Annotated in this window: 25 protein-coding genes, 1 pseudogene and 1 riboswitch; of the genes and pseudogenes, 21 read left to right on the forward strand and 5 right to left on the reverse strand. The window is 41.1% G+C overall.

Translation table 11 applies throughout. From position 1 onward, the window contains the following. Positions 1–17: 17 nt before the first annotated feature. From dat to NSR00_RS01690, 3 genes are all read left to right on the forward strand, one after another. Complete coding sequence (gene dat / locus NSR00_RS01680; RefSeq protein ID WP_063389417.1) at positions 18–857, forward strand: D-amino-acid transaminase; 840 nt, start codon at positions 18–20, stop codon at positions 855–857. A gap of 78 nt (positions 858–935) precedes the next feature. Beyond that, on the forward strand, positions 936–1,862 hold the full coding sequence (locus tag NSR00_RS01685; protein WP_117017213.1) for a dipeptidase: 927 nt from the start codon (positions 936–938) through the stop codon (positions 1,860–1,862). Positions 1,863–1,984: 122 nt separating this feature from the next. Next, a complete protein-coding gene (locus NSR00_RS01690; RefSeq protein WP_340786580.1) occupies positions 1,985–2,797 on the forward strand; it encodes an alpha/beta hydrolase in 813 nt (270 codons plus the stop codon). 59 nt (positions 2,798–2,856) lie between these two features. On the opposite strand, the gene NSR00_RS01695 is transcribed toward NSR00_RS01690, so the two are convergent. Next, the gene (locus NSR00_RS01695; RefSeq protein WP_094245489.1) at positions 2,857–3,414 is read right to left on the reverse strand and encodes a DUF420 domain-containing protein; all 558 of its coding nucleotides are present in this window, start codon (positions 3,412–3,414) and stop codon (positions 2,857–2,859) included. Between the two features lie 170 nt (positions 3,415–3,584). Here NSR00_RS01695 and NSR00_RS01700 point away from each other — a divergent pair, with 170 nt between their 5' ends. Then, positions 3,585–4,001, forward strand: a complete 417-nt coding sequence (locus NSR00_RS01700; RefSeq protein ID WP_063389413.1) for a universal stress protein — start codon at positions 3,585–3,587, stop codon at positions 3,999–4,001. Between the two features lie 704 nt (positions 4,002–4,705). Here the strand turns inward: NSR00_RS01700 and NSR00_RS01705 are convergent. Beyond that, complete coding sequence (locus NSR00_RS01705) at positions 4,706–6,097, reverse strand: polysaccharide deacetylase family protein (RefSeq protein WP_340786583.1); 1,392 nt, start codon at positions 6,095–6,097, stop codon at positions 4,706–4,708. Positions 6,098–7,084: 987 nt separating this feature from the next. Between NSR00_RS01705 and NSR00_RS01710 the strand changes: the two genes are divergently transcribed. The 4 genes from NSR00_RS01710 (at position 7,085) to NSR00_RS01725 (ending at position 12,081) form a co-directional block, all read left to right on the forward strand. Further along, positions 7,085–8,329 carry an IS110 family transposase gene (locus tag NSR00_RS01710; RefSeq protein ID WP_094244418.1) on the forward strand — a complete coding sequence of 415 codons (1,245 nt, stop codon included), beginning with the start codon at positions 7,085–7,087 and terminating at the stop codon, positions 8,327–8,329. A 392-nt stretch (positions 8,330–8,721) separates the two neighbouring features. Then, on the forward strand, positions 8,722–9,285 hold the full coding sequence (locus NSR00_RS01715; protein WP_063389410.1) for an FAD-dependent oxidoreductase: 564 nt from the start codon (positions 8,722–8,724) through the stop codon (positions 9,283–9,285). 304 nt (positions 9,286–9,589) lie between these two features. Then, the gene (locus NSR00_RS01720; RefSeq protein ID WP_063389409.1) at positions 9,590–10,171 is read left to right on the forward strand and encodes a cell wall hydrolase; all 582 of its coding nucleotides are present in this window, start codon (positions 9,590–9,592) and stop codon (positions 10,169–10,171) included. Positions 10,172–11,697: 1,526 nt separating this feature from the next. After that, on the forward strand, positions 11,698–12,081 hold the full coding sequence (locus tag NSR00_RS01725) for a DUF4183 domain-containing protein (RefSeq protein ID WP_311067116.1): 384 nt from the start codon (positions 11,698–11,700) through the stop codon (positions 12,079–12,081). A 75-nt stretch (positions 12,082–12,156) separates the two neighbouring features. Here NSR00_RS01725 and NSR00_RS01730 read toward each other — a convergent pair whose 3' ends face one another. Further along, positions 12,157–12,519, reverse strand: coding sequence for a DUF4183 domain-containing protein (locus tag NSR00_RS01730; protein WP_311067117.1), 363 nt, complete (start codon positions 12,517–12,519; stop codon positions 12,157–12,159). 139 nt (positions 12,520–12,658) lie between these two features. Beyond that, positions 12,659–13,675, reverse strand: coding sequence for a spore photoproduct lyase (gene splB / locus NSR00_RS01735; protein WP_339194957.1), 1,017 nt, complete (start codon positions 13,673–13,675; stop codon positions 12,659–12,661). A 233-nt stretch (positions 13,676–13,908) separates the two neighbouring features. On the opposite strand from splB, the pseudogene NSR00_RS01740 reads away from it, so the two are divergent. Together NSR00_RS01740 and NSR00_RS01745 are read left to right on the forward strand one after the other, a co-directional pair. Next, a pseudogene (locus tag NSR00_RS01740) lies at positions 13,909–14,470 on the forward strand (FAD-dependent oxidoreductase). Between the two features lie 738 nt (positions 14,471–15,208). Next, positions 15,209–15,367 carry a DUF1540 domain-containing protein gene (locus NSR00_RS01745; protein ID WP_339199517.1) on the forward strand — a complete coding sequence of 53 codons (159 nt, stop codon included), beginning with the start codon at positions 15,209–15,211 and terminating at the stop codon, positions 15,365–15,367. Positions 15,368–15,449: 82 nt separating this feature from the next. Here NSR00_RS01745 and NSR00_RS01750 read toward each other — a convergent pair whose 3' ends face one another. Further along, positions 15,450–16,895: an N-acetylmuramoyl-L-alanine amidase gene (locus NSR00_RS01750; protein WP_340786589.1), complete on the reverse strand. Its 1,446-nt coding sequence runs from the start codon at positions 16,893–16,895 to the stop codon at positions 15,450–15,452. Between the two features lie 205 nt (positions 16,896–17,100). After that, a riboswitch (cobalamin riboswitch) is annotated at positions 17,101–17,281 on the forward strand. Positions 17,282–17,391: 110 nt separating this feature from the next. Here NSR00_RS01750 and NSR00_RS01755 point away from each other — a divergent pair. Genes NSR00_RS01755 through NSR00_RS01805 form a run of 11 tightly spaced genes read left to right on the forward strand, consistent with a single transcriptional unit; the run spans position 17,392 to position 26,701 of the window. Further along, positions 17,392–18,366, forward strand: a complete 975-nt coding sequence (locus NSR00_RS01755) for an ABC transporter substrate-binding protein (RefSeq protein ID WP_340786592.1) — start codon at positions 17,392–17,394, stop codon at positions 18,364–18,366. Beyond that, positions 18,329–19,390, forward strand: coding sequence for a FecCD family ABC transporter permease (locus NSR00_RS01760; RefSeq protein ID WP_232515508.1), 1,062 nt, complete (start codon positions 18,329–18,331; stop codon positions 19,388–19,390). The genes NSR00_RS01755 and NSR00_RS01760 overlap by 38 nt, the downstream gene beginning before the upstream one ends. Position 19,391: 1 nt before the next feature. Beyond that, the gene (locus NSR00_RS01765) at positions 19,392–20,855 is read left to right on the forward strand and encodes an adenosylcobinamide amidohydrolase (protein ID WP_340786595.1); all 1,464 of its coding nucleotides are present in this window, start codon (positions 19,392–19,394) and stop codon (positions 20,853–20,855) included. Then, a complete protein-coding gene (gene cbiB, locus NSR00_RS01770) occupies positions 20,852–21,835 on the forward strand; it encodes an adenosylcobinamide-phosphate synthase CbiB (RefSeq protein WP_340786597.1) in 984 nt (327 codons plus the stop codon). Before NSR00_RS01765 ends, cbiB begins: the two co-directional genes overlap by 4 nt. Further along, positions 21,795–22,874, forward strand: coding sequence for a threonine-phosphate decarboxylase CobD (cobD, locus tag NSR00_RS01775; RefSeq protein WP_340786601.1), 1,080 nt, complete (start codon positions 21,795–21,797; stop codon positions 22,872–22,874). The genes cbiB and cobD overlap by 41 nt, the downstream gene beginning before the upstream one ends. After that, positions 22,868–23,437 carry a bifunctional adenosylcobinamide kinase/adenosylcobinamide-phosphate guanylyltransferase gene (locus tag NSR00_RS01780; protein WP_327855984.1) on the forward strand — a complete coding sequence of 190 codons (570 nt, stop codon included), beginning with the start codon at positions 22,868–22,870 and terminating at the stop codon, positions 23,435–23,437. Before cobD ends, NSR00_RS01780 begins: the two co-directional genes overlap by 7 nt. Next, positions 23,434–24,006 carry a nucleotide-binding protein gene (locus NSR00_RS01785; protein WP_340786607.1) on the forward strand — a complete coding sequence of 191 codons (573 nt, stop codon included), beginning with the start codon at positions 23,434–23,436 and terminating at the stop codon, positions 24,004–24,006. Before NSR00_RS01780 ends, NSR00_RS01785 begins: the two co-directional genes overlap by 4 nt. After that, the gene (locus NSR00_RS01790; protein WP_340786610.1) at positions 23,946–24,935 is read left to right on the forward strand and encodes a cobyric acid synthase; all 990 of its coding nucleotides are present in this window, start codon (positions 23,946–23,948) and stop codon (positions 24,933–24,935) included. Before NSR00_RS01785 ends, NSR00_RS01790 begins: the two co-directional genes overlap by 61 nt. Position 24,936: 1 nt before the next feature. Continuing rightward, positions 24,937–25,734, forward strand: a complete 798-nt coding sequence (gene cobS, locus NSR00_RS01795; protein ID WP_340786612.1) for an adenosylcobinamide-GDP ribazoletransferase — start codon at positions 24,937–24,939, stop codon at positions 25,732–25,734. Then, positions 25,692–26,315, forward strand: coding sequence for a histidine phosphatase family protein (locus NSR00_RS01800; protein ID WP_339194974.1), 624 nt, complete (start codon positions 25,692–25,694; stop codon positions 26,313–26,315). Before cobS ends, NSR00_RS01800 begins: the two co-directional genes overlap by 43 nt. Next, positions 26,267–26,701, forward strand: a complete 435-nt coding sequence (locus NSR00_RS01805) for a bifunctional adenosylcobinamide kinase/adenosylcobinamide-phosphate guanylyltransferase (protein ID WP_340786615.1) — start codon at positions 26,267–26,269, stop codon at positions 26,699–26,701. Before NSR00_RS01800 ends, NSR00_RS01805 begins: the two co-directional genes overlap by 49 nt. The last annotated feature ends 70 nt before the right edge of the window (positions 26,702–26,771 follow it).

The raw sequence follows: 26,771 nt of genomic DNA on the forward strand, positions 1-26,771 counted from the left end.
ATTAGGGGGATATGAAAATGTCAATCGGTTATGTAAATGGTCGCTTTGTTGACCTCAATGAACCGGTGATCCCGATTGATGAAAGAGGACACCAGTTTGGCGACGGAGTGTATGAGGTGATCCGCGTTTATAACAAAAAGCCGTTTATGCTGCGCGAGCATTTAGAGCGGTTACAGACAAGTGCTGAAGCGATTAAATTAAAACTCGATCAAACATTGGAGCAATATGAACAGCTGATAAAAGAAGCCATTGAAAAATCAGCATTAACAGATTGCGACGTCTATTTGCAAATTACGCGCGGAGTGGCCGTTCGAAATCATTTGTTTCCAGATGTTTCTGTTTCAACAACGATGACCGTAAGACCTGCAAAGCAATTGCCCCATCATTTGCGGGAGAACGGCGTTTCTGCTATATTCCATGACGATGAGCGGTGGGCCAATTGCTATATTAAATCCCTTAACTTATTGCCGAATATTTTAGCTAAACAAACCGCCCATGAAAAAGGAAGCTATGAAGCGATTTTAGTCCGTGATGAATATGTGACGGAAGGGTCGAGCTCCAACGTATTCATCGTCAAAAACGGAACAATTTATACGACGCCGCTATCAAAGCATATATTGTCAGGAATTACAAGAATGGCGGTAAAATCGATCATTGAAACAGAAGGTTTAACATTAGTAGAAGAAAAGTTTACGAAAGAGGATGTACTTGAAAGCGATGAAGTCTTCATTACGAGCACAACTTCTGAAATTTTACCAATCGTGACCGTAGACGGGCAAAAAATTGGCACGGGAAAACCGGGTGAGATCGCGACAACACTTTATCAAAAATTCCAAGAAAAAATCGCAAACGAATAACGAGCTTATTGATTGTAAAAGCCTGCAAGAAATCTTTCCTGCCAGGCTTTTTTTTATCATAAAAAACAGGGGGAAAACATGAATATTATTGATCTTCATTGTGATGCGCTGATGAAGCTGGCGAATGCTAAAGGAAAGCTGAAGTTTGCTAACGCCTCGTATTTGGATACGAATAAACAAAGATTGATCAAAGGTAAAATTAAGGTTCAATGCTTTGCCGTCTTTATCGATCAAAAAATAAAAACTGAATACAAATTCCAAGCGGCGCTTGAACAAATCGATCTGTTTTTTACAGAAGTGCTTGGAAACAATCCGGAAATGAAGCAAATAAAGGATTGGTCTGATTTTTATAAGCTTGAGGAACATGAAATTGGGGCGATGCTGACTCTCGAAGGTGTTGATGCGATTGGAGGAGATCTCTACAAACTTCGACTTCTTTATCAGCTGGGAGTTCGATCGGTTGGATTGACATGGAATTACGCCAATCTGGCAGCTGATGGAGCACTTGAAGAACGAGGCGCTGGTGTAACAGCATTTGGCAAGGAAATCATAAAAGCAAACAATGAGCATCGCGTTTTCACTGATGTCTCCCATTTATGCGAGCGTGCGTTTTGGGATGTAATCGAGCTTGCGGATTATCCGATTGCGACCCATTCAAACGCCCGTGCCTTATGTGATCATCAGCGCAATTTAACCGATGAACAGGCAAGGGCAATGTTTCAAAAAGGCGGTACCATTCACGTCGTGTACGCCCCTCAATTTTTAACAACTAATGATCAGGCAGCAATCAAAGATGTAATCAAACATATCGACCATTTTTGCATGCTAGGTGGAGTGAAACAAATCGGACTTGGCTCTGATTTTGACGGAATTGAGCAAAAAGTAATAGGATTGGAAGATGCGGCAAAAACACAAAACTTGATCAATGAACTGCTGAAATATTATAATGAGGACGAAGTGAAAGGATTTGCGTATCAAAATTTTCTCAATCATTTACCGAAATAGGTGCAAAAGCAAACTGTTAGGATTGCTTTTTTTTGAGTTTAAATCCCTAAAAACATACTTGACTTATCGGAATTATAAACATTATAATAAAAAAAAACGAACGATTAAAGGTGGTTAATTTTATGGAAAAAATGTACTATATTCCGAGCCAACAGGCATCGTTAGCTGCCACATTGCATATACCGAACGCTCCAGCTAAAAACGAAAAATTTCCGGTTGTTGTTATTTGTCACGGTTTTGTAGGAAGCCGAATAGGTGTCAACCGATTGTTCGTCAAAGCAGCCAACCATTTTGCTTCGCTCGGCTTTGCCGTTTTGCGGTTTGATTACGAAGGTTGCGGCGAAAGCAGCGGTATTTACGGAACTTATGGCCTCGACCGCTTTATTGAACAAACGATTCATGTCATCGATTTTGTTGAAAAGCTTCCTTTCATTGACAAACATGAATTATATTTGCTTGGCCATAGTTTAGGAGGAGCAGTGGCGACACTCACAGCTGTACGGGATGACCGCGTGAAGAATTTGGCGATTTGGGGAGCGGTCGGTCGGCCATTTGAAGATATAGCGGCCATAGTTGGAAAGGAAGGCTTAGAAGAAGCAGAATCAAGCCAATATGTTGATTATGAAGGCTATTCCTTAACGAAAACATTTTTCCGCTCGCTTGAACAGTACACACCTTTACAAGAGGCAAAATCGTTTACAGGTGACGTATTCGTTGCCCACGGAACAGAAGATGAAGTCATTTCTCCTTCTTATGCTTGCCTGTATGAAAAAAGCTTCAAAAAAAGGGCTAACAGCGTTGAAAAATCACTCATTATCGGCGGAAACCATACATTTTCGTCTATTTGTCATTCAACCGAATTGTTTCAACAAACAGGAGAATGGCTTGAACGGCAAAGAAAGTTAAACGATGATCGAAAAAAAAAGATTATTTAATGAAAGAGTTTCTAAACGAAAAAGAAGGTTGACCGGACAGCTCGGTCAACCTTCTTTTTTTAATAATAAGGAGAAATCAAGATGTATACAAGAACACCAGTAAATGAGACGTATAGCCAAATCGGCATCGCCCAGCGAACAATTTTCCGGTGTTTTTCTACCTGTCTTGACATTCCCCAGAAAAAGGCAAACAATGCAAGCGGAACAACGACGGCTGCTAATATACTATGGGAAGTAAGAATAAATAAATAAAATGTTTTCATAAATCCTTCACCGCCATAACGGGTCGGTTCAGATTGCAAAAAATGATAGGTTAAATAAGAAATACAAAATAAGGTGGTCGTTGTAAACGCTGCGATGATAAAGTTCCGGTGTACTTTGATATTTTTCTTTTTAATTGCATAAAGAGCAGCGAGCAGAAAGACGAACGTAAAGCTGTTAAAAATCGCATTAAGTCTTGGGAAAATCGTCAAATCAAAATGGACTTCGCCTCGATATCCGAGTGGAGAGAAAAATAACAGTAAAATAACGGCATTTATAATAACTGAGAGTGTCACAACAATGCCGGTGTAATTTTTTTTGTTGTGAGGCTGTTCATAGTTTTGAATGGAGTCCATTTTTTTCCTCCTAACATAAATTTTCTCATTGTATATTTTATCATTTTAAAATGGATTTAAAAGTGACAAAGTGGTGAAAATCGAAATTTTGACAAATCTCTACTTAAATTCTAGAAAAATTTTGATAAAATGGAAATAAAGAAAAAATAGTTCTTTTGGAGGGGATGAGGATGTACAAAAAAATATTAGTTCCTATGGATGGATCTGCCCATTCTACACGCGCGCTTGAGCATGCTGTAAAACTTGCCAAAACAGTTGGGTCTGAAAAAATCACGATTTTGCATGTCAATAATTTAAGATTTACAGAGCAGTATTATTTTGTTGATATTTCCAAATTAATTGATGAAGAGAACGAAGCGATTTTAAAACCAGCGATTGAATTCCTTACTGAAAGCAACGTCCCGCATGAAACACATATTTTCCAAGGAGAGCCAGCAACAATTATTACGGATTATGCAAAAGAACATGACTATTCCATCATTGTAATGGGGAGTGCAGGAAAAGGCGCGCTTAAAGCAACGTTGTTGGGAAGCGTCAGCCGAAAAGTAGCTCAAGAGGCTCACTGTCCAGTCTTAATCATTAAATAAAAATAAGAAATTTGTCCATTTTAGTTTACATACGAGCTAAAATGGGCTTTTTTTGTTTGCTATAAAGTGAAAGGGAGAAATTGTTCAAAGCTTTTGATCATTACTGGATAGGATGAAATGAAGAGGGGATGGGCACTGCAGAGAATAACAATATGCCTTAAATTACAGCAGAAGCTGTTTTGGGAATACTTTACAATTGCTGTGGCAAGAAAGGCGGTTTGCGGCATGCACTGCCCATGAATAATAGCCATATAAACGTATTTGTGCATTAAATGAAAAACGTAGAGCAACGACGTCTGGTTTATAAGCAATCAACTTTCTGCAAGGAAAAGCAAATCAATTGCTCTATTGTGTACATCAATCGGCACCAGCTGTTACGACTTGATAAAAGAAAGGGACCCAAAATGCTGACCTTTTTGGATCCCTGCTTTTATGGCCAAAAATGAGTGCAAACGTTAAAATACTGGAACATCTTTTTATGGGAATCGCTTTAAAATCCCTTTTCCTTTTCACACATTTCCGCTGCAAAGCTTCTTTAGCAGGACAGATCATTTTTTTCATTAAAATAGGCATCAAACGTTTCAGCTTTCAAAATTTCTGTTGAACGTTTCCATAGATTTGGGAAGCGGATCGCATTCAACACTATAAGAATAGGCATTGTATGCATTTCATATTTCGGTCGCCAACTGCATGTGCAGAGGATTTCATTTTTTTGATATCTCTGATACAGTTACAAACTCATAACCTTGTTGTTTTAAATATGGCAAGATAAGCTTCATTGCCTCTACTGTGGATGAATGAATATCGTGCATTAAAATGATGGAACCGTTTTTTGTCTTGGCTTGAACGATTTTAAGTACTTTTTTTGGGTCATCCGTTTTCCAATCTAATGTATCTACAGTCCATAGAATGATAGGCTTTTCAATAGCTGATCTGACCTTTTGATTAACAGCCCCATATGGAGGGCGGACGCAATTCGCTTTTAAGCCCGATGCCTTGAAAATTTCTTGATCGGTCATATTTATTTCTTCAAGTATTTTCTCTTTTTTTAAAGTTGTAAAATCTTTATGGCTAAAGCTGTGGTTGCAAATTTCATGTCCTTCCGAACCTATTCTTTTTACAATATTAGGATAAAAATTAACTCTTTGACCAATCACAAAAAAAGTGGCTTTTGCATGATACGATTTTAATAAATCCAAAATTTCTGTTGTATATTTTGGGTGAGGGCCGTCATCAAATGTTAGAGCAACTATTTTTTTACTTTTGATCGGCTCGTCTTTTTGGATGGGAGGTTTTTTCGGCAATGGTTCTGCTTTTTTTGGTTTGTTTTCTTCCATCCATAATCGCTTCCGCCACTCCTCTGTCAATAACTCTTTTCCTTTCGTTAAAGGAATGGAAATTTCAGGACTTTCAGCACCTTCTGTTACTTCATTGCTATGAAACTTGAAAACAATGAATTTGTTTGTCAAATAAATATTGGAAAAATCGTTATATGGGTGATTGAGCCACTTGTTAAGCTTCTTTTTGCTAAAGCTTTTTTTATATTTTTTTGATTGAAGAAACTGGTCCGTCAATTGAACATGCAGCTTTTCTTTTGTTTTTTCATCGATTTCAAGAATGTCTTGGCTGTTTATAAAACGTTCTGCTGCCAAATCGACTATGAAGATTTTAAAGTCTTTACTTTCTTTTTCCCCATCTGAATGGCTTTCTGAAGTAAAAACAAAAGAATAGACGCTGTCTGTGACCGGATAGAGGCGAAAAGTCAGAGAAAAATTCGACGGATCTTTAAACAAGCGCCATTTTTGGGATTGAATTTGTTCGTGAAACCGTCTTTTCTCTTCTTTGACGTAAGACTGGATGGATGCATTCAGTTTGCTGCTTTGAAATCTCGGATAGTGTATGGCGGAATGGAATTCTTTTTTATCCTCAATATCTGAAATTAAGTCAACTCCATCATATTGCGATTTTTCTATTTGTTTGCTTCCATTTGCTGGGACAGACTGTACCCTTAATGTTTTGTAATAAAAAGACATTAAAAAAATGAAAATGATCGAAATGAAAACGATGCCGCTTATTTTCCATACAAACGATTTCACTAATGTTCACTGCCTTCTTTAAATAAATGCCGTATGTAAAATGTCAACGAATATAGAGTACTATCAGGATGAAAAGATGTCAAAGCCGTTTTCCATTTTTAATAAATTTTTTTAAAATTGGCTTTTATATCCATCCATTTCTACGATCCTTGTGAAATTCGAAATATCATCATAAATATATTGTTTCAGTCCGTTTTCTTGAGCTTGATTCATGTACTTGATGATTCTTTATCTTCTTGTCATTTCATTCTTGCTTCGGTTTGGATATGCGCTTCACCAATCTTTTTTTGAAAGCTTCGTAAAGAGGTATGGATCTATTTTAAATGTTAGTTGTCGTTCGAAACCTTTATCTCAACCTGTTTCGTGACGATCTAGCGGTGAATAAAGAAGCCGAGAGAATGCGTAAAATATTTATCAAATATTCAAGATGTTGAATGGTCGAGTTGCTGCTAGCAGAGCCGTTGTAATGTTCATTTCATAAATAAATTATTTGTTGCTAAACGAAAGCTTCCCTATTTTTTTCAAGTAAATGATGATTTATTCCATTCTAGAAGTTTCCAACTAATATATTTAGACGCTCTTTCTTTAATATATGGTTCAGTCTGCTGAAAAAATTCACCTGAATTTGCATAATATCGTTTGTAATGTCAATCGCCAAAGGAGTGTCATATACTGACTTTCATGTTTATATCCATTCCTTTCGCTTCGCTCAAGGCACAAAACGTAATGAAACAATTGTGCCACCGGCGTTATTTTTATTATTCTAAAGTCATAGGGATAACAGTCAACTACAAATCACGCGGAGGTGAGTGGGCCACTCTGGTTGCAGGGTGACCGCATGTTTATATGTGTAGATTGCCTTTCCAAGCACAAATAAGTGTGACTTCGAGCACGCAGACTTATCTTTGTATAAACAACTACTCGTTTATTGCTGGGCAATCAGTCAATGCTGTCTATCCCTATAATTCTCTGAAAGGATCATTCCCTATGGCCTTAAAAATTGTATACCCTATCTGTTGTGGAATCGATGTCCACAAAACCTTTGTTGTTGCCTGTATTGCCTCAACAATCAAAGGAGTTACAACTTACAAACGCCATCGCTTTTCTACCTATACAAAAGGATTGAATGAGCTGTCACAATGGCTTTGTGAAAATAACTGTAAGGATGTCTGTATGGAATCTACCGGGAAATACTGGATTCCTGTGTTTAATGTACTTGAAGCTTCCTGCAACATCACTCTTGCACACCCTAAGTACGTCAAGGCGATCCGTGGCAAGAAAACAGATAAAAAAGACGCCAAATGGATTGCTGATTTATTTAAGCATGACCTTGTGGCTGGAAGCTTTATGCCACCACTTGAGATTAGACAGCTGCGTGACCTTATGCGCTATCGTTTTAAACTGACTAATTTTATGTCAAGTGAGAAGAACCGTCTTCAAAACAGTTTAACCGTGTCTAACATCCAGCTTGGAAATGTTGTTTCAGATACCTTCGGCAAAAGCTCTATGAACATCATTGAAAAGCTCCTTAAGAACCCTTTAGACACTTCTTTTGATATTGAACCTTTAATCCACGGCTCCATGAAGAGTAAACTGCCTGAATTGGAGTTAGCCATTGACGGATTTATTACACCGGAGCAGGCTGAAAAATTAAAGGTGATGAAACAGCACTATGAAGACCTTCAATCTCGTAAAGCTGACCTTGAAAAAATCATTCTTTCCCTTGCCGCGTCCTACACAGAGGAAATGAACTTGATCTTAACTGTTCCGTCCTTTAAGAACATCTTTTCCGCCATTGCCGTGGTTTCAGAAATAGGTGTCAATATGGACGTGTTTCCGACAGCTAAGCATTTATGTTCCTGGGCAGGACTTACACCCACAAATAACGAGAGTGCCGGCAAGAAAAAGTCAGTAAGAATTTCGAGAGCAGGCTGCTACATCAAGCCTCTTTTGGTACAGTGTGCCACCGCTGTAGTCAAAAGTGAAAAACATCCCGAAATTCGAAACCGCTATTTGAAACTCAAAAAGCGCAGGGGTCACAAACGAGCAATTATTGCCATTGCACGTATGCTTTTAACAGCTATCTACAACATTCTCAAAAAGAAAGAACCATATAATCCGAATTTATATAAAAAAGCTGATGTTCTTCCAGTAAACCGTGAAATCACGGTAGAACAAGCTCTTTTATTAGCTAAATCCCAAGGGTTTCGTATAATTACTGTTGCAACCTAACCTTTATATCCAAATATTTCCATCAAGGTCATCGATCGATGGCTTATTTTACTATGCCCTCTATTTCAGTGGTCGCCCGTAAGAGATATTTCAGACTTTCTTCCTCCGGCGGACTTATGTAGCAGTTTTGTGGAACATTGCACATTGGGGTGTCGGAAGCCGCATAGCGAATTTTAATAGCGTTTTTTACTGTATTCTGAAAATAGATCAGTTGGGGATAAGCGGTTTTTACTTCGGGACTCCAGCCTACAAAAGGTTTTATGTTCAGCTGGAGAAGGGAGATTATATATGAATTTTTTAATTTTCAGAATTGGTAAGCAAGTTTCTTTACATTTTTTTTCGATTGCGCTTACAATGAAATTATAAACATTTTTTGCAAAGGAGGAGTTAAGATGTACGATGTGATTATTGTTGGTGCCGGTCCTGCGGGGGCAAGTGCTGCGTTGTTTACGGCGAAGGCTGGAAAGAAAACATTAGTTTTAGATCACGATAAATCAATGACGAAAAGGGCATGGATCGAAAACCACTATGGTGTTTTAGAAATTACAGGTCCTGATTTAATCGATATTGGGAAAAAACAGGCGGAAAAGTTTGGAGCAGAAATAAAAAACGAGCAAGTGGAAACAATTGAAACAAAACAGGATGGACACGTCGTCAAAACCGATGGCGGTTCGTATGAAGCGAAGCATGTCATTTTAGCGACAGGAGTATTGACGGATTTAGCCGAGAAAATTGGATTAAAAACAAAAGACGGAACAGAGCCTCGCATCAAAACAATATTCGATGTGGATTCAAATGGAAAAACAAATATTGACGGAATTTGGGCAGCAGGTACAGCTGCTGGCGTAAGTGTACATACAATCATTACCGCAGGTGACGGTGCAAAAGTGGCCATCAATGTCATCAGCGAGCTGAATGGCGAACGGTACGTCGATCATGATATATTGAAAAATTAATTTCAAAAAAGACAGGACATTCATTTGTCTTGTCTTTTTTTATGATTTAAAACTCGAATATAGGTGTAAGTCCAAAATATGTAAAACTTTATACCAATGGGAAATTGTTATGGAAAAATATCTCTTGTGCAGGGAGTTTCTAAAAGAACAAAGTACAGTGTATTCAGCAAAATGTTTCCAAAAGACATATGTAAACGCCGAACCTTTGCTGGAATATTTATGAATAATATGAAAAGATTTTTTAATGAATTCTAGATTAGAAGATGTTAGGGTAATAGAGAGCGAAAAAAAGGAGGTAGGATTTATGAAGAAAATAAAAAAATTCATCTTCTCCTCATTTATTGCTCTTGCTGCCATTGTTTTCACCGGACAAGGAAGTGAGGCAAGCGCTGCCTATTCGGTGAAAGAAGGAGATACACTCTGGAAAATTGGTCTAAAATACGGGGTTTCAGTTCAAAAACTAAAATCCGTTAACAATAAAACAACTGATGAACTATATGTTGGAGAAGAGTTGACTATTCCGCCAACTATCTCAGCAAGTGAAAAAGATTTATTGGCTAGATTAGTAGAAGCAGAAGCAAAAGGAGAACCATACGAAGGAAAAGTTGCGGTTGCCACTGTTGTATTAAATCGCGTAGACAGCCCTTTATATCCTGATACAATTACAGAGGTTATTTATCAAGATCGCCAATTTACTCCTGTAGCAAATGGAGAGATTAACAAGCCTGCAAGTGAGGAATCCAAAAGAGCAGTAAATGAAGCTTTGGCATTCCACGGTTTAGGTCAAGGCTCCCTGTATTTTTATAATCCGAAAAAGACGGACGACCAATGGGTTCGAACTAAAAACACAACAATTGTGATAGGCGATCACGTTTTTGCGAAATAAGGAAGCTGCTGCTTATCAGCAGCTTCCTTATTTTTGTGCGCCCGGCATGTATATGAACTATAGGGTGTAAGTCCCGAACCCCGAAGACAGAAGTAGAGGTTAGCCAAGAGCAAGGGTGTCCGTGGTGACGCGGAATCTGAAGGAAGCTGGAGGCAAAACACCGGTCCGAGGAACACGAACCTCATATAAGGCTAGGTATGATTGAGTGAGTTTGCAAAACAAAACAAAGCTCTTTCTGTCGAAGGTCATATCGAGTAAATGAGGCGGATAGATGGTGTGAAAGTGCATGTACTTACCCGGGGAGGTCTGGTGGATATGTGAAGTACGCTTCATAACCTACTTAGTGATAAGTAGCTGAACCGTCAGAAGTCAGCAGAGGTCATAGTATTAGTTGGTCTAGAACAACTAAGAAGGACCGAACAATTAAGAGAGAATAGCCCTTGGCATTCAGTGAGTCATGATGAACACAGAAAACGTAGTACCTCACTTGAGGGAGGAAGCGGTGAATCCCGTGGGAGACCTCTTGGAGGGTGGAGTGACCACTGGCATAAAGAGAACAGCTATTCACGGAAGTTATGAAAACTTGCGTCAATTATCTTAATTGAACCGCCGTATACGGAACCGTACGTACGGTGGTGTGAGAGGACGGGAGTTAATCGCTCCCTCCTACTCGATTATGTGCGCCCGGCATGGGTGTAATCTCTAGGGTGAAAGTCCCGAGCCACGAAGGCAGAAGTAGAGGTTAGCCAAGAGCAAGGGTGTCCGTGGTGACGCGGAATCTGAAGGAAGCGAGCGGCAAACTTTGGGTCTCTCGGAACACGAACTTCATATGAGGCTAGGTATCACTGGGTGAGTTTGCACAACAAAACGAAGTGCTTTCTGCCGAAGGTGATACAGAGTACATGAAGCAGATAGATGGAAGGAAAGATTACACTCTTACCCGGGGAGGTCTGGCTGGCACGCCAAGTAACCTTGGTAACCTATCGAGTAATCGATAGCTGAACAGTCAGAAGTCAGCAGAGGTCATAGTACTCTTTCGAACTCGAGACGAAAGAGGAAGGACTGAACAATTAGGGAGAACGAAACACTAGGCGTTCATCTTCTGTGTGGAAGCAGACAATCCGACAGGACTTACTTGAAGGAGGAAGTGGTGAGTCCCACGGGGGACTTCAAGAGGGGGGAGCAGAAAATGGCACAAATAGAAGAATTCGTTCACGTGGAGAGGATATCTATGTTGATGGACATGATTTTGTCACGGGAGAATCTCCTGGCGTTTTATTTTATATGAAGAAAAGTTCGGAAAAAGTGACAATGTTTTGACGAATCTAAAACTGAAATATTTTGCTGCTTTATAATCACTATTGCCATTCGCTGAAGCAAGAGCAATTAATAAAAAAGCCCTTGAATTTTCCATTGGAGCCCTTAAAAATAGGGAATCGGCTATACATAGAATTTATGTATTTGTCTATAGCTTCCGCCGCATTTTTACATACGATGAAATAGATCGTATGAAGGGAGGGGTTTGATTGGCTCTGCAATTAATGAAATTGGTTGTCACTGCGTCCACAACAACGAATGTCGTTCCTCAAGATCAAAGATTTTTCTACGTCACGACTGCAGAGACTGCTCCGGGAAGTACGCTCACCATTGATGCAGCCAGCTTTTTTCAAGATGATGGTTCAGCTGTTACAGAATTGCCTGCACTGGCAGCTAACAACAGTTATTATAATGTTTATGTCAACGGAGTGCTTCAAATGGGCGGACTAAGTACGTATACGCCGGGAGCAACGACGGTCGGTTCGCTTGCGATCAATGTGCCTGCAGGTGGAGATCCAATTTTAGCTGACACGCCAATTGTACTGGAAGTGGTCAATTATTCACCTCAATCGACAACTGTTGTGTCAGCTTAACAAAATCAGGATCCGAAAGTCCTTCTTTTGGATCCTGATTTTTTTATCCCGTGCAGGCATCACCTATTTCCTCAATTATAAATATATGGAAATAAATTCCAAAATAATAGGAACACCTTTTTGCGGGACATCGCTTGATTTTAATCTTAACATTCCTTTTTTCACTTCATAAATGTTCGGCGGTTGTAAAACACCGTTAATGAAAAGCCGGATATAGGATACATCTTTTGGATCCAAGATCCCTTTATTCGTAAATTCTTTGATTTGATCGGCGTCCGTATAGATCGTCTTTTTTCCATCAGCTAAAGCATAATAGTAAAATGTTTCAGCTTTTAAAGGTTTCCGTTTCGTATGAAGCCGAACATTCATATGGAGGCGGGAGGCGGAACGGACCCAATCATATAAAAAGGGAACATCGATTGTGTGATTTTCCTTCATTTTTGTATCACCTTTACCGTAAACTGTTTGTTTTATCATATGTTGGTTCAAGAAAAGGTGAGCTAGCAAAAGAAAATGTTTTTGTTGAATTAACCATTTCTGACCGTCGATTTTGAAAAGGTTTGTATTCCTTACAGTTTTACGTAAAGTATTCGATGATGGCGTTAGGAAAATAATAGTGAATATATTGTTCCATCGTCTCTTTCAGCTCCCTTTCCTCTTCTGTTTGATAAACATATTTGCCAATTCCATACCGCCCCCACTTGTATTTTCTTTTTTTCTCATCCATTTCCAGTTTCGTTTTTGGATACCTTGCTTCGATAACTTTTTTGGCAGGTTTCGTGAATCTGTGTTGAATCAATTCAAATGTTAAGTTATCGTCTTCGATTACGTCACCCAGTTTTTTGAATAATTTTCTATATCCTTCTTTCCATCCATCATGCCGATATAGCGGAGCAACAACAAAACCGATAGGATATCCTGCTTTTGCGACTTTCAAAGCGGCGCTGATTCTTTCATCCAATCTTGATGTTCCCGGCTCCAGATGACGAATGACCCAATCGCTGTTGATGCTGAATCGGAAGCGGGTGTTGCCGTTATGTTTGGCATCCAATAAATGGTCTACGTAATGATATTTCGTTGTAAACCGCAATCTCCCCAGCTTTGTTTCTCCAATAAATTCGATCGCTTTTTTGAGTGAATGTGTTAAATGATCTATCCCGACGATGTCAGACGTACACGAAGCTTCAAATCTGGTTATTTCTGGAACTCTCTCTTCTATATACTGTTTAGCTTGCTGAAAAATTTCCTCTAAATTTACATAAACGCGAATGTAGGGTTTGCTTCCTAACGTTGTTTGCAAATAGCAGTAATGGCAATGCCCCATGCAACCGGTTGCCAGTGGAATGGCGTATTCGGCAGAAGGCTTGCTCGTATCAAATTTCAATGTTTTTCGAACCCCGATGACTAAAGTCGACTTCGCATTGCGGTATTTCTGGAGAGGTGTTTCTCCGGGGATATTACGCACTTGATTGTGGGAAGTTGTATAGCGAATGTCGATTCCCATTTTTTCGAATTTTTCTTTCCATTCCACTCCAAGCGGGTATTCAAGGGCTCTTGGTTCAATGTATACGAGTTGTGGAATAAACGGCTTCATGATCAATCACCTCTATGTTATTATGCCGATATTCCTTCCGTTTTATTGATTTTCATGAGATTTTATCCCGTCCTCTTTTCAAACTGCTTGCGGAAATAATAAAATGTTGAGAGGACGATTCCTACAAAAGCGGTTCCCCTTGCAAGGAAAAGGCAGATGAAGATCTTTACAATTCGTTTTAATTGCGCTTACGATGGAAGTACAATAGTTTTCCTAAAAGGGGGAATTGCAACATGTATGATGTAGTCATTGTCGGGGCTGGTCCGGCGGGTGCAAGCGCCGCTTTGTTCACGGCAAAAGCCGGTAAAAAAACGCTTGTGTTGGACAACGATAAATCCGTGACGAAACGAGCTTGGATTGAAAACCATATGGGTTATGGAAATTTCTGGGTCTGATTTAATTGAAACAGGGAAAAACAAGCGGAAAAATTCGGCGCGGAGATTGTGGCAGAAAATGTGGAGACAATTGAAAAACAAGCGGAAGGGCTTGTATTCAAGACGGATAAAGGATCCTATGAAACAAAACACGTCATATTAGCTACAGGAGTTCTGACAGATTTGGCCGACAAAGTCGGATTAAAGACAAAAGACGGGACTGAACCCCGCATTAAAACAATATTTGATGTCGATGCACTAGGAAAGACAAACGTTTACGGAAATTTGGGCTGCGGGTACAGCTGCAGGTGTCAGCGTACATACGATCATCACTGCCGGCGACGGCGCCAAAGTTGCGATCAATGTTATTAGTGAGCTGAACGGCGAGCGTTACGTCGACCATGATGTTTTGAAAAAATGAATAAAAAGGAATGAGGACAAGGCATCAAGCGACTATGTCCTTTTTTATTTCATTGCAAAAGCGAACTTACCTACCAAAGCGATTCTTCTTTCTCAACAAAAGAACAAACAAATGGATACAACAGCCAACCAGCGAAGAAAGCAGCAAAAATAAGGAAATTGTGTACTGAAAAGGGAGCCCGAATGCTTGCAGCAAAAGCGGAGGCGGCACAATTGCCAAATTGATGAAACCTGTTTTTTGCCTCGATTTTCTTGAAAAATAGAGCTTTCTGCTGCATGATGGACAGAAGACGGATTGTCGAAAAGATAATAAAGCTTTATGGATCTTGCCAAATGGAATCGTTTTCCGGCAAAAACAACATGTAGTGATCGGTAATCACATTTTTGCAAAATAAAAGAAAGCCGCCGCAAATGGCGGCTTTTGTCATTCCAAATCACTAAATGAATGTTGCGGATGAATGAAATTGCATGGCGAATGGAGGACTGAGGCGTTACAAATGTTTGCATTTTCTTTTTCTGAGGCACCTTTTGGTATGGAGCAGATCACCTTGCTTGTCCATCGACAAAATAAATCGAATTTTGGCTTAAAATGACATGATAATCATGAATTCATTAAACAGCCAACAAAACATGCAAAAACGATTGTCTTTGCGGTTCGAAATATTGCCATGGACATTTCACAACCAACAAGTATCAAATCACTTTCCAAAGGAAAATATATAACTGGGAGGTGACAAACATGGCGCAGGACGTTTTGTGTGAGGTAAATAACTGCAAATATTGGGCGGAAGGGAATAAATGTGCAGCTGATGCCATTTATGTCGTAAGTCATTCAGGAAAAACGGCAAAAAATCAAAAGGAAACTGATTGCAAGACGTTTGAACCAGAAACATTTTAATAAAATAGAGAGCCGGAAGTTGGCTCTCTTTGTATTTTTGATAATCTTTTCATTTTTATACAACATCTTTTTGGAATTCAGATTATATTTGTTTGCTTATGGCTGATTGAGCAGCGTTCAATTGTTGAATTGCAAACTGCAAAATGGATAGGTAAATGGATAAAATCATTTCTCCGTAACGGCTGCCGGGAACGGCCCACTTCCCATTTAAATCTTTCCAGGTCGGGGCAGAACCTCGTTCCACATAAATAAATCTGGGATCGACGAGGGGGAACCCGGCTGGAAGAGGCTTCGTTGTGGCGTATGCATATAAATGTTGAAGATGGGCAAGAACCCCTTCTCTCGGAGTAGAAAAGCTTGCTCCTGTAACATTTGGACCGGTAGCTCCGATTCCGGCAAAATTGTTTTGATTGCGATTGACTACTCCCGTAAAACGGAAATAGTTCGTTTCATGAATTGCTTGTGCAAATGCGATGTCGCCGCGAATTCCGTAGGATTTGCTTAATTGTTCATACAAATCGCCCAGCTGAGGTGCGCTAGGATTTGTTTTTCCTACATATAAATCCAAGATTGTTCCCGATACGAGCGTTTCTCCTAAAATAGGGATATCCCTTGAATCGGGAGAAGGGGTTTTCGGTTGAAGTGTTGATGAACGAGATGAATCTGTCTTTTGGCCTGATTGTGCCGTTCCTTGTTCTGCAGGGGTTAATATAAATGCATCCTTGTATCCTAATTGAACAAGCCTTGCCAACTGGTCTTTTGCATTTTGCAAATTTTTAAATGCCCCTGTTTGAACGCGGAAATAACTTGTTCCGTCCACCATCGCAGCGGAAAGGAAACTATCAACATTTTTTCCTTTCAGTTCATTTATCAGCTTTTCTGCATTTTCTCGGTTTTTAAAGGAACCGGCAATGACTTTGTACATCCTGCTACCTGCAGCTGGCGATGGCTGCGGAGTTGGGGTGGTGCGTGTCGACTTTTTGGGCAAATTAAGCGCTTTTCCGATTCCATCGGCTAAGCTTGCTGCATAGTCGCTCATAAAGTCAGACGATGTTAAAAGTTTGATGTCATTCGAATGGTCAATAAACAATGTTTCCAAAAGAACCGCAGGCATTTTTGTTTCTCTTAACACGTGAAAATTGGCGCTTTTTTTGCCCCGATCCTTTACGCTATATTTCGGACCGATTACGCTCATAATATGATTATGAATGATGGAACGGTATTGGATCGTTCTTGGAGAGGCCCCTCCGTTATAAACATAGCTTTCAAAACCTGTTCCTCCGCCGGCATTAATATGAATGGAACAGAAAAAATCAACATTCTCTCGGTTAGCCATGGATGATCTTTCTGACAAACCGACTGTTCGATCGTCTGTGCGCGTCATGAGCACGTTGACTTGGTAATGTTCAAGTAAATGTTGTCTTGCCAAGAGGGCAATAGTCAACGTAAAATCTTCTTCCTCATAATTTCTATAGGTTGCGCCGGGATCGCTTCCTCCGTGGCCAGGGTCTAAAAGAACGGTTGTCACTGCAATATCCTCCTTCGTTTTCAAACATCCAATTCGCTTGTCTGCAAATATTTTATTCAAGTAATGGAAAGGAAGTTCAAAAAAATTTTATTTTTAGCGAAAACTGTATCGAAATCCAAAACATTTAGGTTAATTTGTCGATTTTTTGCATTTTCTTCCTACCAGAATTCAATCAAATCATGTATAATACATTTCGTCATAACATTATACCGAAAAGCAAACAGGTGCCGGCACATAGCTGCCAGCTTAAAAGGGAAGTTTGGTGAAAATCCAACGCGGTCCCGCCACTGTGAATGGGAGCAACCTGAAAATGCCACTGTGTCTACGGGAAGGTTCAGGGAGCGATGACCATGAGCCAGGAGACCTGCCTGTTTGAACACGCCTAAAAACCCTACGAGGATAGGGAGGTGTTTGAAAACAGAACAAAGCGATATGCTTGTTTTCAGACATCTTCTTATCAAAAAAAGAAGATGTTTTTTATTGGAGGAGGAAAATGATGAAAAAATTATCTGCACTATTTTTAGCCTTATTACTTCTATTTGGAATTACGGCTGGATGCGGCCAACAAAATACATCAGAGCCGTCTGAAAACAAAAGCAATCAAAAGACGGAAGAGACGGCTTCACAATTTCCGGTGAAGGTCAAGGACGGTTTAGGAAATGAGGTGACGATAAGCGAAAAACCGGAGCGGATTGTTTCGCTAATTCCAAGCAATACTGAAATTGCCTATGCTTTAGGGTTGGGTGAACAAATTGTCGGTGTAAGTGATAATGACAACTATCCGGAAGATGTTCAAAACAAAGAAAAGGTTGGCGGGATGGAATTTAATGTTGAAAAAATTATTTCTTTAAAACCGGATCTTGTTTTAGCGCATGCTTCCAGCGCCCATAACTCGCAGGAAGGGCTGAAGCAGCTGAAAGATGCAGGAATAAATGTTTTTGTAGTCGAAGATGCCCAATCATTTGATAAAGTGTATGACTCCATCCAAACAATCGGCAAAATTACAGGGACAAGTGACAAAGCCGAAGATATTGTGGCTGAGATGAAAACGAAACTGGCGGATATTCAAGAAAAAGGAAAAACGATTCCGGATGATCAAAAAGTGTCTGTTTTTGTCGAAGTGAATCCCGCACCACAAATCTATACGACGGGAAAAGGAACGTTTATGGATGAAATGCTAACGATCATTGGAGCAAAAAATGCAGCGGGCGATCAAGAAGGCTGGCCGCAAATGACGGAAGAAGCCGTTGTAAAACTGAACCCAGACGTCATTGTGACGACATACGGCTATTACGTCGATAAAGCTGTTGACCAGGTGTTGGCACGCAAAGGATGGGAAAATGTATCAGCGGTGAAAAATAAACGGGTTTACGATGTGCATTCCGACTTGGTGAGCCGCCCAGGCCCAAGATTGGTTGAAGGAGTAGAAGAACTTGCGAAAGCAATTTATCCGGATGTCTACAAAAAATAAACATGTGGTCGCCTATACGGCGACCGCTTGTTTTCTTATTTTTTCCGTCTTTTTAGGAATTTCTATCGGAACGTTTCACATCACGTTTAAGGATATTTTCCAAATAATTTTCAATCAACTGTTTCATACCGGTTTGGCGCCGGACATTGATGAAAGCATGAAAAGCATTGTGCTTGATATTCGACTTCCTCGTGTCGTTTTAGCCGGACTTGTCGGAGCCTCGCTTGCAATGGCGGGGGCTTGTTATCAAGGGCTTTTGCAAAACCCTTTGGCAGATCCTTATACGCTCGGTGTTTCATCAGGTTCTTCTTTAGGTGCTGTACTTGTTCTTTTTTTCGGCATTCAAATTCCTTTTTTCGGCTCATTCACTTTGCCGGTTGTCAGCATTTTTATGGGTTTTTTAACGATTTTGGCTGTGATTTTGTTCGCCAATTTCATTGAAAAAACGATGAGGATTGAAACGATTGTGCTGACCGGAATTATTTTAAGTTCCTTTTTAAGTGCTTTCATTTCGCTGATGATTGCCCTGACAGGAGAAGAATTGCGACAAATTGTCAACTGGCTGTTAGGAAGCGTTGCGATGCGCGGCTGGGGATACGTATTGATGCTTTTGCCGTTTTTTTTAATCGGGTCCATTTTGATTTTTGTAAACGGAACAGAATTAAACGCTCTGTCCTTTGGCGAAGAAAAGGCGAAGCAACTTGGGGTCCATGTAAAAAGGAGAAAGCTGTTTATTTTGGCATCATCCTCTTGTTTAGCCGGTGCGGCCGTTGCCATCAGCGGAACGATTGGGTTTGTCGGTCTTGTCATCCCACATGTAAACAGGCTGCTTTGGGGAAGTGATTATCGCCATCTTCTCCCTCTGTCCGCCATTTTTGGCGCCGCTTTTTTAATTTTGGCGGATCTCGTTTCAAGAACGATCGTGTCGCCGACAGAACTTCCGATCGGTGTGATCACGGCTTTGATCGGCGCTCCCAGCTTTGCCTTTATTTTAATGAAACAAAGAATGGAAAGAAGAGGGTAACATGCTGCAAGTCAAGAACATTTCGGGAGGCTATCAAGAACGAAAGATTATCGAAAACCTTTCCTTCTCAGTAAAAAAAGGGGAAATATTTGGCATTTTGGGGCCGAACGGGAGCGGAAAGACGACACTATTAAAAATGATCAGCGGGATTCTTCCGGTTAAAAGCGGGACGATCGAGCTTGCCGGCAAACCTCTTTCTGCTTATTCTCCGAAAAAATTGGCGCAAAACATCGCTTCATTGCCGCAAATCCCAACGCAAATGTTTGATTATACCGTTTTGGAGACAGTGGCGCTCGGCCGTTATCCTTTTCAAACGGGTTTCTTCAAGCGGTTGACGGGAGAAGATGAACAAATCATCCAAAAGACCATGGAGCAGACGAATATTTCCCACTTAAAAAATAAAGCGATCAATGAATTAAGCGGCGGGGAAAAACAGAGGGTTTTTTTAGCGCAGGCTCTTGCACAAAACCCCGTTTTGCTTTTATTAGATGAACCCACGAACCATCTTGATATTTCCCATCAAAAAATCATGCTTGATCAGTTGAAAAATTGGACACAATCAAATGGATTAACGGTTGTCTCAATTTTTCATGATTTGAATTTAGCAAGCCTTTATTGTGACAAACTGCTGTTATTAAAAGATGGAAAAGCGGTTGCCGTTGATAATTCATCTGTCGTGATGAACGAAAAAACGATTGAACAGGTGTATGGTGTTTCGATTGTCAAACAATCACATCCGGAGCTTGCCCGCCCGCAAATGCTGATTATACCCGAACAGAAACAGGAAGAAACATATAAAGTGACAAAAAGGGACATTGTTCAGACGAAGGAACTGATCTATTTAAAAGCGGCATCACCGCTCAAAACCCTTTCATCTGCCATTATTGGCGGAGGATTTGGCTGGCACAGCACTTTTGTCAACCGTCATGTCGATAAAAGCTACAATTGTCAAGACAGCCGTTCGGAAATGGCCGATTTTCTGCAGAAAAACGGGTTTGATCAACATGCAACAGTCGCCATGATGACAGCGGCTTGTTTGGAAGATGGAGTAGTCAGCGAGCTTGAAGCAGAAGGAGTCTCCGTTGTCATTGTTGTGACAGCAGGACTTTCCAATGCAGTGGATGCAGCAAATAGTATAAAACGGAATGGCATAGCTTCAGGGACGATCAATACATGGATTTTGATAAACGGACGGTTATCTGATCAAGCATTTATTGAAAGTGTGATGACGGCAACAGAAGCCAAAACGAAGGCGCTGGCTGATGAAAAAGTGTTGGATCCTGTCTCCAATACGATTGCAACAGGCACTTCCACAGACAGCATATTGGTGGCGGCCACGCAAAAGGGCATTTTTCATCAGCACGCTGGCACGATCACAACACTTGGAAGATTGATCGGCAGGGGGGTATATGAGAGTACAATTCAAGCGATTCAGCTAAATCAAAAAAGAAGGGGAAGGACATGACAGAACATGTAATTGCGATCATGCTGGCGTTTGTGATCGATCAAATCATCGGTGATCCGAAAAATGCCCCCCATCCCGTCCGCTTGTTTGGCTGGTCTATTGCGTTTTGCGAACGGCGCCTCAACAAAGGGCGCTTTAAGAAAGAAAAAGGTATGGCGATGATCATGCTGGTCGGTTTATTTTTTATGCTGGCCGCTTTTTCAATTGTGTCATTTTTCTCTAGGCTTCACCCAGCAGCGGGCATTTTTGCGGAAGCGGTGATCATTTCTTTTATGATAGCGGAAAAAAGTTTGCGGGAAGCAGCTTTGGCAGTTTATGAACCGCTTTGCCAAAAAAATCTCGTTTCGGCAAGAGAAAAGCTGTCATGGATTGTCGGCCGCGATACGGCAGATTTGCCAGAATCGGAAATCGTTCGGGGAACGGTGGAAACGGTAGCGGAAAATACGAGCGATGGCATTACCGCTCCGCTTTTTTGGGCGCTGTTCGGCGGAGCTCCTTTTGCGGTTTTGTACAGGGTCGTCAATACTGCGGATTCGATGGTAGGCTATCAAAACGAGAAGTTCGCTGAATTCGGGTTTGCTTCCGCCAAGCTGGACGATTTGTTGAATTACCTTCCGAGCCGTCTGACAGCTTTCATCATGGTACTTGTCAATCATCCGGCAAAAGGGATTCAAAAACGGGAATGCTTTTCCATTCTGAAAAGGGATGCGCGCAAACACCCCAGCCCCAACAGCGGATTTCTTGAAAGCGCCATGGCTGCTTTGCTGGGTGTATCATTAGGGGGAATCAACCGTTATCAAGGGAAAATTTCTAATCGCCCTAAATTGGGAGACGGGGTTTATTCGCTAGAAGCAAAACATATTCACGATGCTATTGATATTATGAAAAAAACAGACAGGTTTTTCTTGCTATTTTTCATGATCGGAGGTGTATGCTTCGATGCTGCCATCACATGGAGCCAATCCATCTTATCTTTATAAATCATTGAACATCCGGATGCCGGAAAACATCATCGATTTCAGCGTCAACATCAATCCTTTCGGCCCGCCTGAATGCATCCGCAAAAACTGGGATCGCTTTTTTCCGTTTGTTGCCGATTATCCAGATCCTGATATGGCGGAATTGCGAGCGGTAATTGCCGGAAAGGAAAATGTTTCGCCTGAAAATATATTAATCGGAAACGGTGCCGCTGAACTTATTTTTATCATTGCAGCCGCCTTGCTGCAAAATGAAGACGTTTTGATCGTGGAACCGGCATTTTCAGAATACCGAAAAGCATGCGAACCGTTCTCAAAGAGGATTTCATTCTATGTTTTAAAAGAGGAAGAGAATTGGGAGTTGAACGTTGAGGAGCTAAAAACGGCTCTTTCCGGGAAAAAAGCGGTTTTCCTCTGCCACCCCAACAATCCGACAGGCAAAGTATTTAACCGGGAAGCATTATTGGAAATTATTCAAGATGCCAAAAAGAAGCATGCGTTTGTCGTTCTGGACGAAGCATTCTATGATTTCGCCTTGGAAAACGTATCAATTCTGAATTGTTTATCATCTTTTTCCAATGTAATCATTTTGCGTTCTTTGACCAAAATGTATGCCATTGCAGGTTTAAGACTCGGCTTTTTGTTTGCCGATGAAACGGTCATCCAGAGACTAAAAAAATTTCAGGTGCATTGGAGCGTCAACGCCATTGGACAGAGGGCGGGAATAGAAGCATTAAAGGACGAAGACTATGTTAAAAAAACAAAAAGAATGATCTCTCAAGAACGGAAGCGAATGTTTGAACATCTCCATGAACTTGGTTTTGTGGTGGCGGACAGCTCTGTCAATTTTTATTTGTTAAGAGAGCAGCCAAAAAAAGATATGCTGCCTTTGATCCGCTTTTTATTGGAAAGAGGTATAGTGCCTAGACATACATACAATTTCAACGGGCTGTCCGGCAAATACATTCGTTTGGCGGTTAAGAGAAAAGAAGAAAACGACCGGCTTCTTTCAGCGCTTAAGGAGTGGAAGGACAAGTGTTGATCTTTGTGACCGGCGGGGTGAGAAGCGGGAAAAGTTCGTGGGCAGAACATTATTTGACGGCTAAAAAGAATCAGGCCAACCGCCTTGTTTATATTGCAACCTCTTTTCCATCAGACGAAGAAATGACAAAACGAATATTGCAACACCAGCTAAAAAGAGCCCAAGGCAAAGAAAAATGGCTGGCAATTGAACAGACGAATGATGTAGGCAAGTTGTCCGAAAAACTGCAAAAAAATGATTTTGTGCTGCTAGACTGTTTAACAACGTTGTTGACGAACGAACTTTTTTTTCATGAACAACATGGTGAACGATGGCAGGCCGCTTCTTTTCGCCAATATGTGTTGGAAAAAATCATCCGTGATCTTTCTGAGCTGCAAAAAAGCTGCGAGCTATTTTGCATCGTCTCCAATGAGGTCAACTGGGAATTTCCAGCGCGGTCAAATGCAGTGTTCCAATATGTTCGCCTTCTCGGCCATCTCCATCAACAAATCGTTGAACGTGCGGATTTGGCGGTCAGAATGGAATTCGGCATTCCAGTTGCTATGAAGGGAGAACTACAATGAAAGGGATCATGATTCAGGGAACGGCTTCTGATGTTGGCAAAAGTTTCATTGCCACGGCATTTTGTGCTATTTTTCACCAACTTGGCTACAAGGTTGCTCCGTTTAAATCACAAAATATGTCAAACAACTCATATGTCACATTGGATGGAAGGGAGATCGGCAGGGCTCAAGGAATTCAGGCAGAAGCCGCCGGCACGGCGGCCTCCGTCTATATGAACCTGATTTTCTTGAAACCGAAAAGCGATTGCACTTCAGAAATCGTCTTACTTGGCAAAAGCTATGAAACATTAGGCGGTCAAGCTTACCGTGAAAAATTTTATCTAAAAGGGCTGGAAGCGATTCAGCTTTCACTGGAAAAGCTGTCGGAACAATATGATTTTCTCGTGATGGAAGGGGCAGGAAGTCCTGTTGAAATCAACTTGAAAGACAGGGAACTTGTCAACATGAAAGTGGCCGAACTGGCCGACGTTCCGGTGATACTGGTGGCAGATATCGCGATCGGGGCGGCGTGTTTGCCAGCATTATCGGGACGCTTGAACTTTTTTCCGAAGAAGAACGTAGCCGGGTAAAGGGGATTATCATCAACAAATTCCGAGGAGATCTCAGCTTGTTTCAACCCGGTGTGCAATGGCTGGAGGAACGGACGGGCATCAAAGTATTAGGGGTGGTCCCTTATGTTTCCGGACATATGATCGAAGGCGAAGATTCTTTGTCGCTTGCCAAACGATTTGCCAACCAAAACAGGAGAGTAATCGACATTGCGGTGGTAAAGCTCCCCTATATATCCAATTATACGGACGTTGAGCCGTTTTTATTTGAAGAAGATGTTTCCATCCGACTTGTGTCCGGCCCAGATGAATTCGGCGAACCGGATGCCCTCGTGATTCCGGGAACGAGAAGCACGATTCACGATCTGCAACAATTGAAAAATAGCGGCTTGGCTCAAAAGATTAAAGCATACAACGAAACGGGCGGAACGATCATCGGCATTTGCGGCGGTTATCAAATGCTTTCAAGATACTTGTATGATAAAGCCGGATCGGATACAGGGGTGAAAGGACGTTATGAAGAAGGATTCAACATCCTCCCAGTGGGCACAACTTTTTATCATGAGAAAAAAACGGTGCGGAACAAAGGAATTATTCATCCGCAATCAGGTTTTCCCCAGTTTTTCGTGGAAGGGTATGAAATTCATTTAGGCGTAACCGAACTGATTGGACCACAAGCTGTGCCTTTTATGAAGCTTTCGGACGGGACGGATGGCGCGGTAATTGACTCTAGAAGGGTGATTGGAACATATTTCCACCATATTTTTTTCAATGACGAATTCCGCACGGAATGGCTCAACAGGATTCGAGAACGGAAAGGACTTGAAAAAAAGCAAGTAAAATGGTTGAAAAAGGAAAAAACAAAAAAGTATGAACAGATTGCCCGACATGTTCAAAACCATATTCATATGGATGATTTGCTCAACATCATTCAATCGTGGGGGAAATGAGATGAGAACAGCCAGACAAATAATGGAGGGTTTTTTTCTTGCGCTTCAGTTTTTCACAATCATTCCGGTTCAAAAGGAGTTTGCAATAGATGAGAAACGGCTCAAATTTGCGGTGTTAAGTATGCCGATGATCGGGGCTTTCATCGGTTTGACAGGCAGTTTGATCATGTATATGGCAAAATTTTGGACACCATTGTCCAATTGGGCTTGCGCTCTTTTTCTTTTATTCTATTTTGTGGCGATAACGGGCGGCATTCATCTTGACGGTTTTACAGATACAGCGGATGCCTATTTTTCTTATCGCGACAAGGAAAAAAGGCTGAAGATTATGGAGGATCCCAGAGTGGGAACGTTTGGGGTGTTGGCGCTGCTGTTTTTGTTAGCTTTTCGCTTTTTGTTTATGGCGGAAATCATCGGCGCAATCGACAATTTTTGGTTTGCTGTGTTCATTCCGTTTTTTTCCCGTCTCATCGTTTGCGCTCTAATGATTGATGGTCCGGGAATGGCGAAACGGGAAGGGCTTGGGTACTTGTTTGCTAAAACGCTTGCCAAAAAAGATTTCGCCGTTCTGATCGGTTATTTGTTATGTTTTTTCATCGCCGTCCCCATGATCCCGGGTTTACCAGCCGTTTATCTTTTGATGGCCTTATCGTCTATTTTTCTTTATATGTACGCCCGCCGGTTTTTCCTTCAATCGTTCGGCGGCTTAACAGGAGATTCCTTTGGAGCAGTGATTGAAGGGAGTGAGACAGTTTTATGGATGGTAACGTGGTTGTTACTCTTATACGTCATGGGTTGACAGAAGCAAATAGACAAAAACGCTATATCGGCTGGACGGATGAAGCGCTGTGTGAAGAAGGAAAAAAAGCTTTGGAAAAAAGCCATTATCCAAAAGCTCCTGATCTGGTAATAGCAAGCGATTTGCAACGCGCCGCAGAAACGGCCGGCATCATTTACCCAAAACAAAAATTCGTTGCCTTAAAAGAACTCAGGGAAATGAATTTCGGCGATTGGGAACAGAAAACCTATTCCGAACTGAAAGGAGATGCCCGCTATCAAAGCTGGCTTCGCGATATGCTGCATCTTGAAGTGCCAAACGGAGAATCGTATCCAACCTTTTCAGAAAGGGTCAAAAGAGGCTGGGAAAAGACGGTCACCTATTTTTTTGATGAAACCATTTCCCACATTGCAATGATCACTCATGGCGGCGTCATTCGCGAGATCCTTTATCGGTATGGACCCGAAGGATCATCATATTGGCAATGGCGCTTGGATCATGGAGCGTATTGTTCATTGACAGGAAAGCGGACAGATGTAAGGAGGGGAAAGCGGTGCATGTTGTTGTCGGCGGAGCGTTCAACGGAAAAAGAAAATGGGTGAAAGAGCATTACCGGCTGCAATCCGGCGCTTGCAAATGGTTTTGCGGCTACGTGAATAATGCCAAAATATCTGAAATTTATGAGACGGAGCATTTTCAAAAAATAACGGTCATTGAAGGAATTGAACAATATATTTTTCATCTGATCGATCAATCGTCGGACTGGCAAAAAAAGTGGGAAAAGATGATTTTCAACTGGCGTGAGTGGGAAGTAAAAAAGAGAGGAATAGTCATTATTATTGCCAATGATATGACAAAAGGCGTTGTTCCAATTGACCCATTGGAACGCAAGTGGCGGGATGCATGCGGGAGCTGCCTCCAACAATTGATTGCGAAAGCAGGACGCGTCGATATGATTTGGTATGGAATCAGTGAAAGATTAAAATAAAAGTACGGTTAAAATTCTTTCATTCGTTATATTAATGGGAAGATTGCGCAATTAAAAAGAAAGAGGGAAC

Origin of the sequence: Aeribacillus sp. FSL K6-8394, from assembly GCF_038008865.1 — a bacterium.
In the GTDB taxonomy this organism is placed as follows: domain Bacteria; phylum Bacillota; class Bacilli; order Bacillales; family Aeribacillaceae; genus Aeribacillus; species Aeribacillus composti.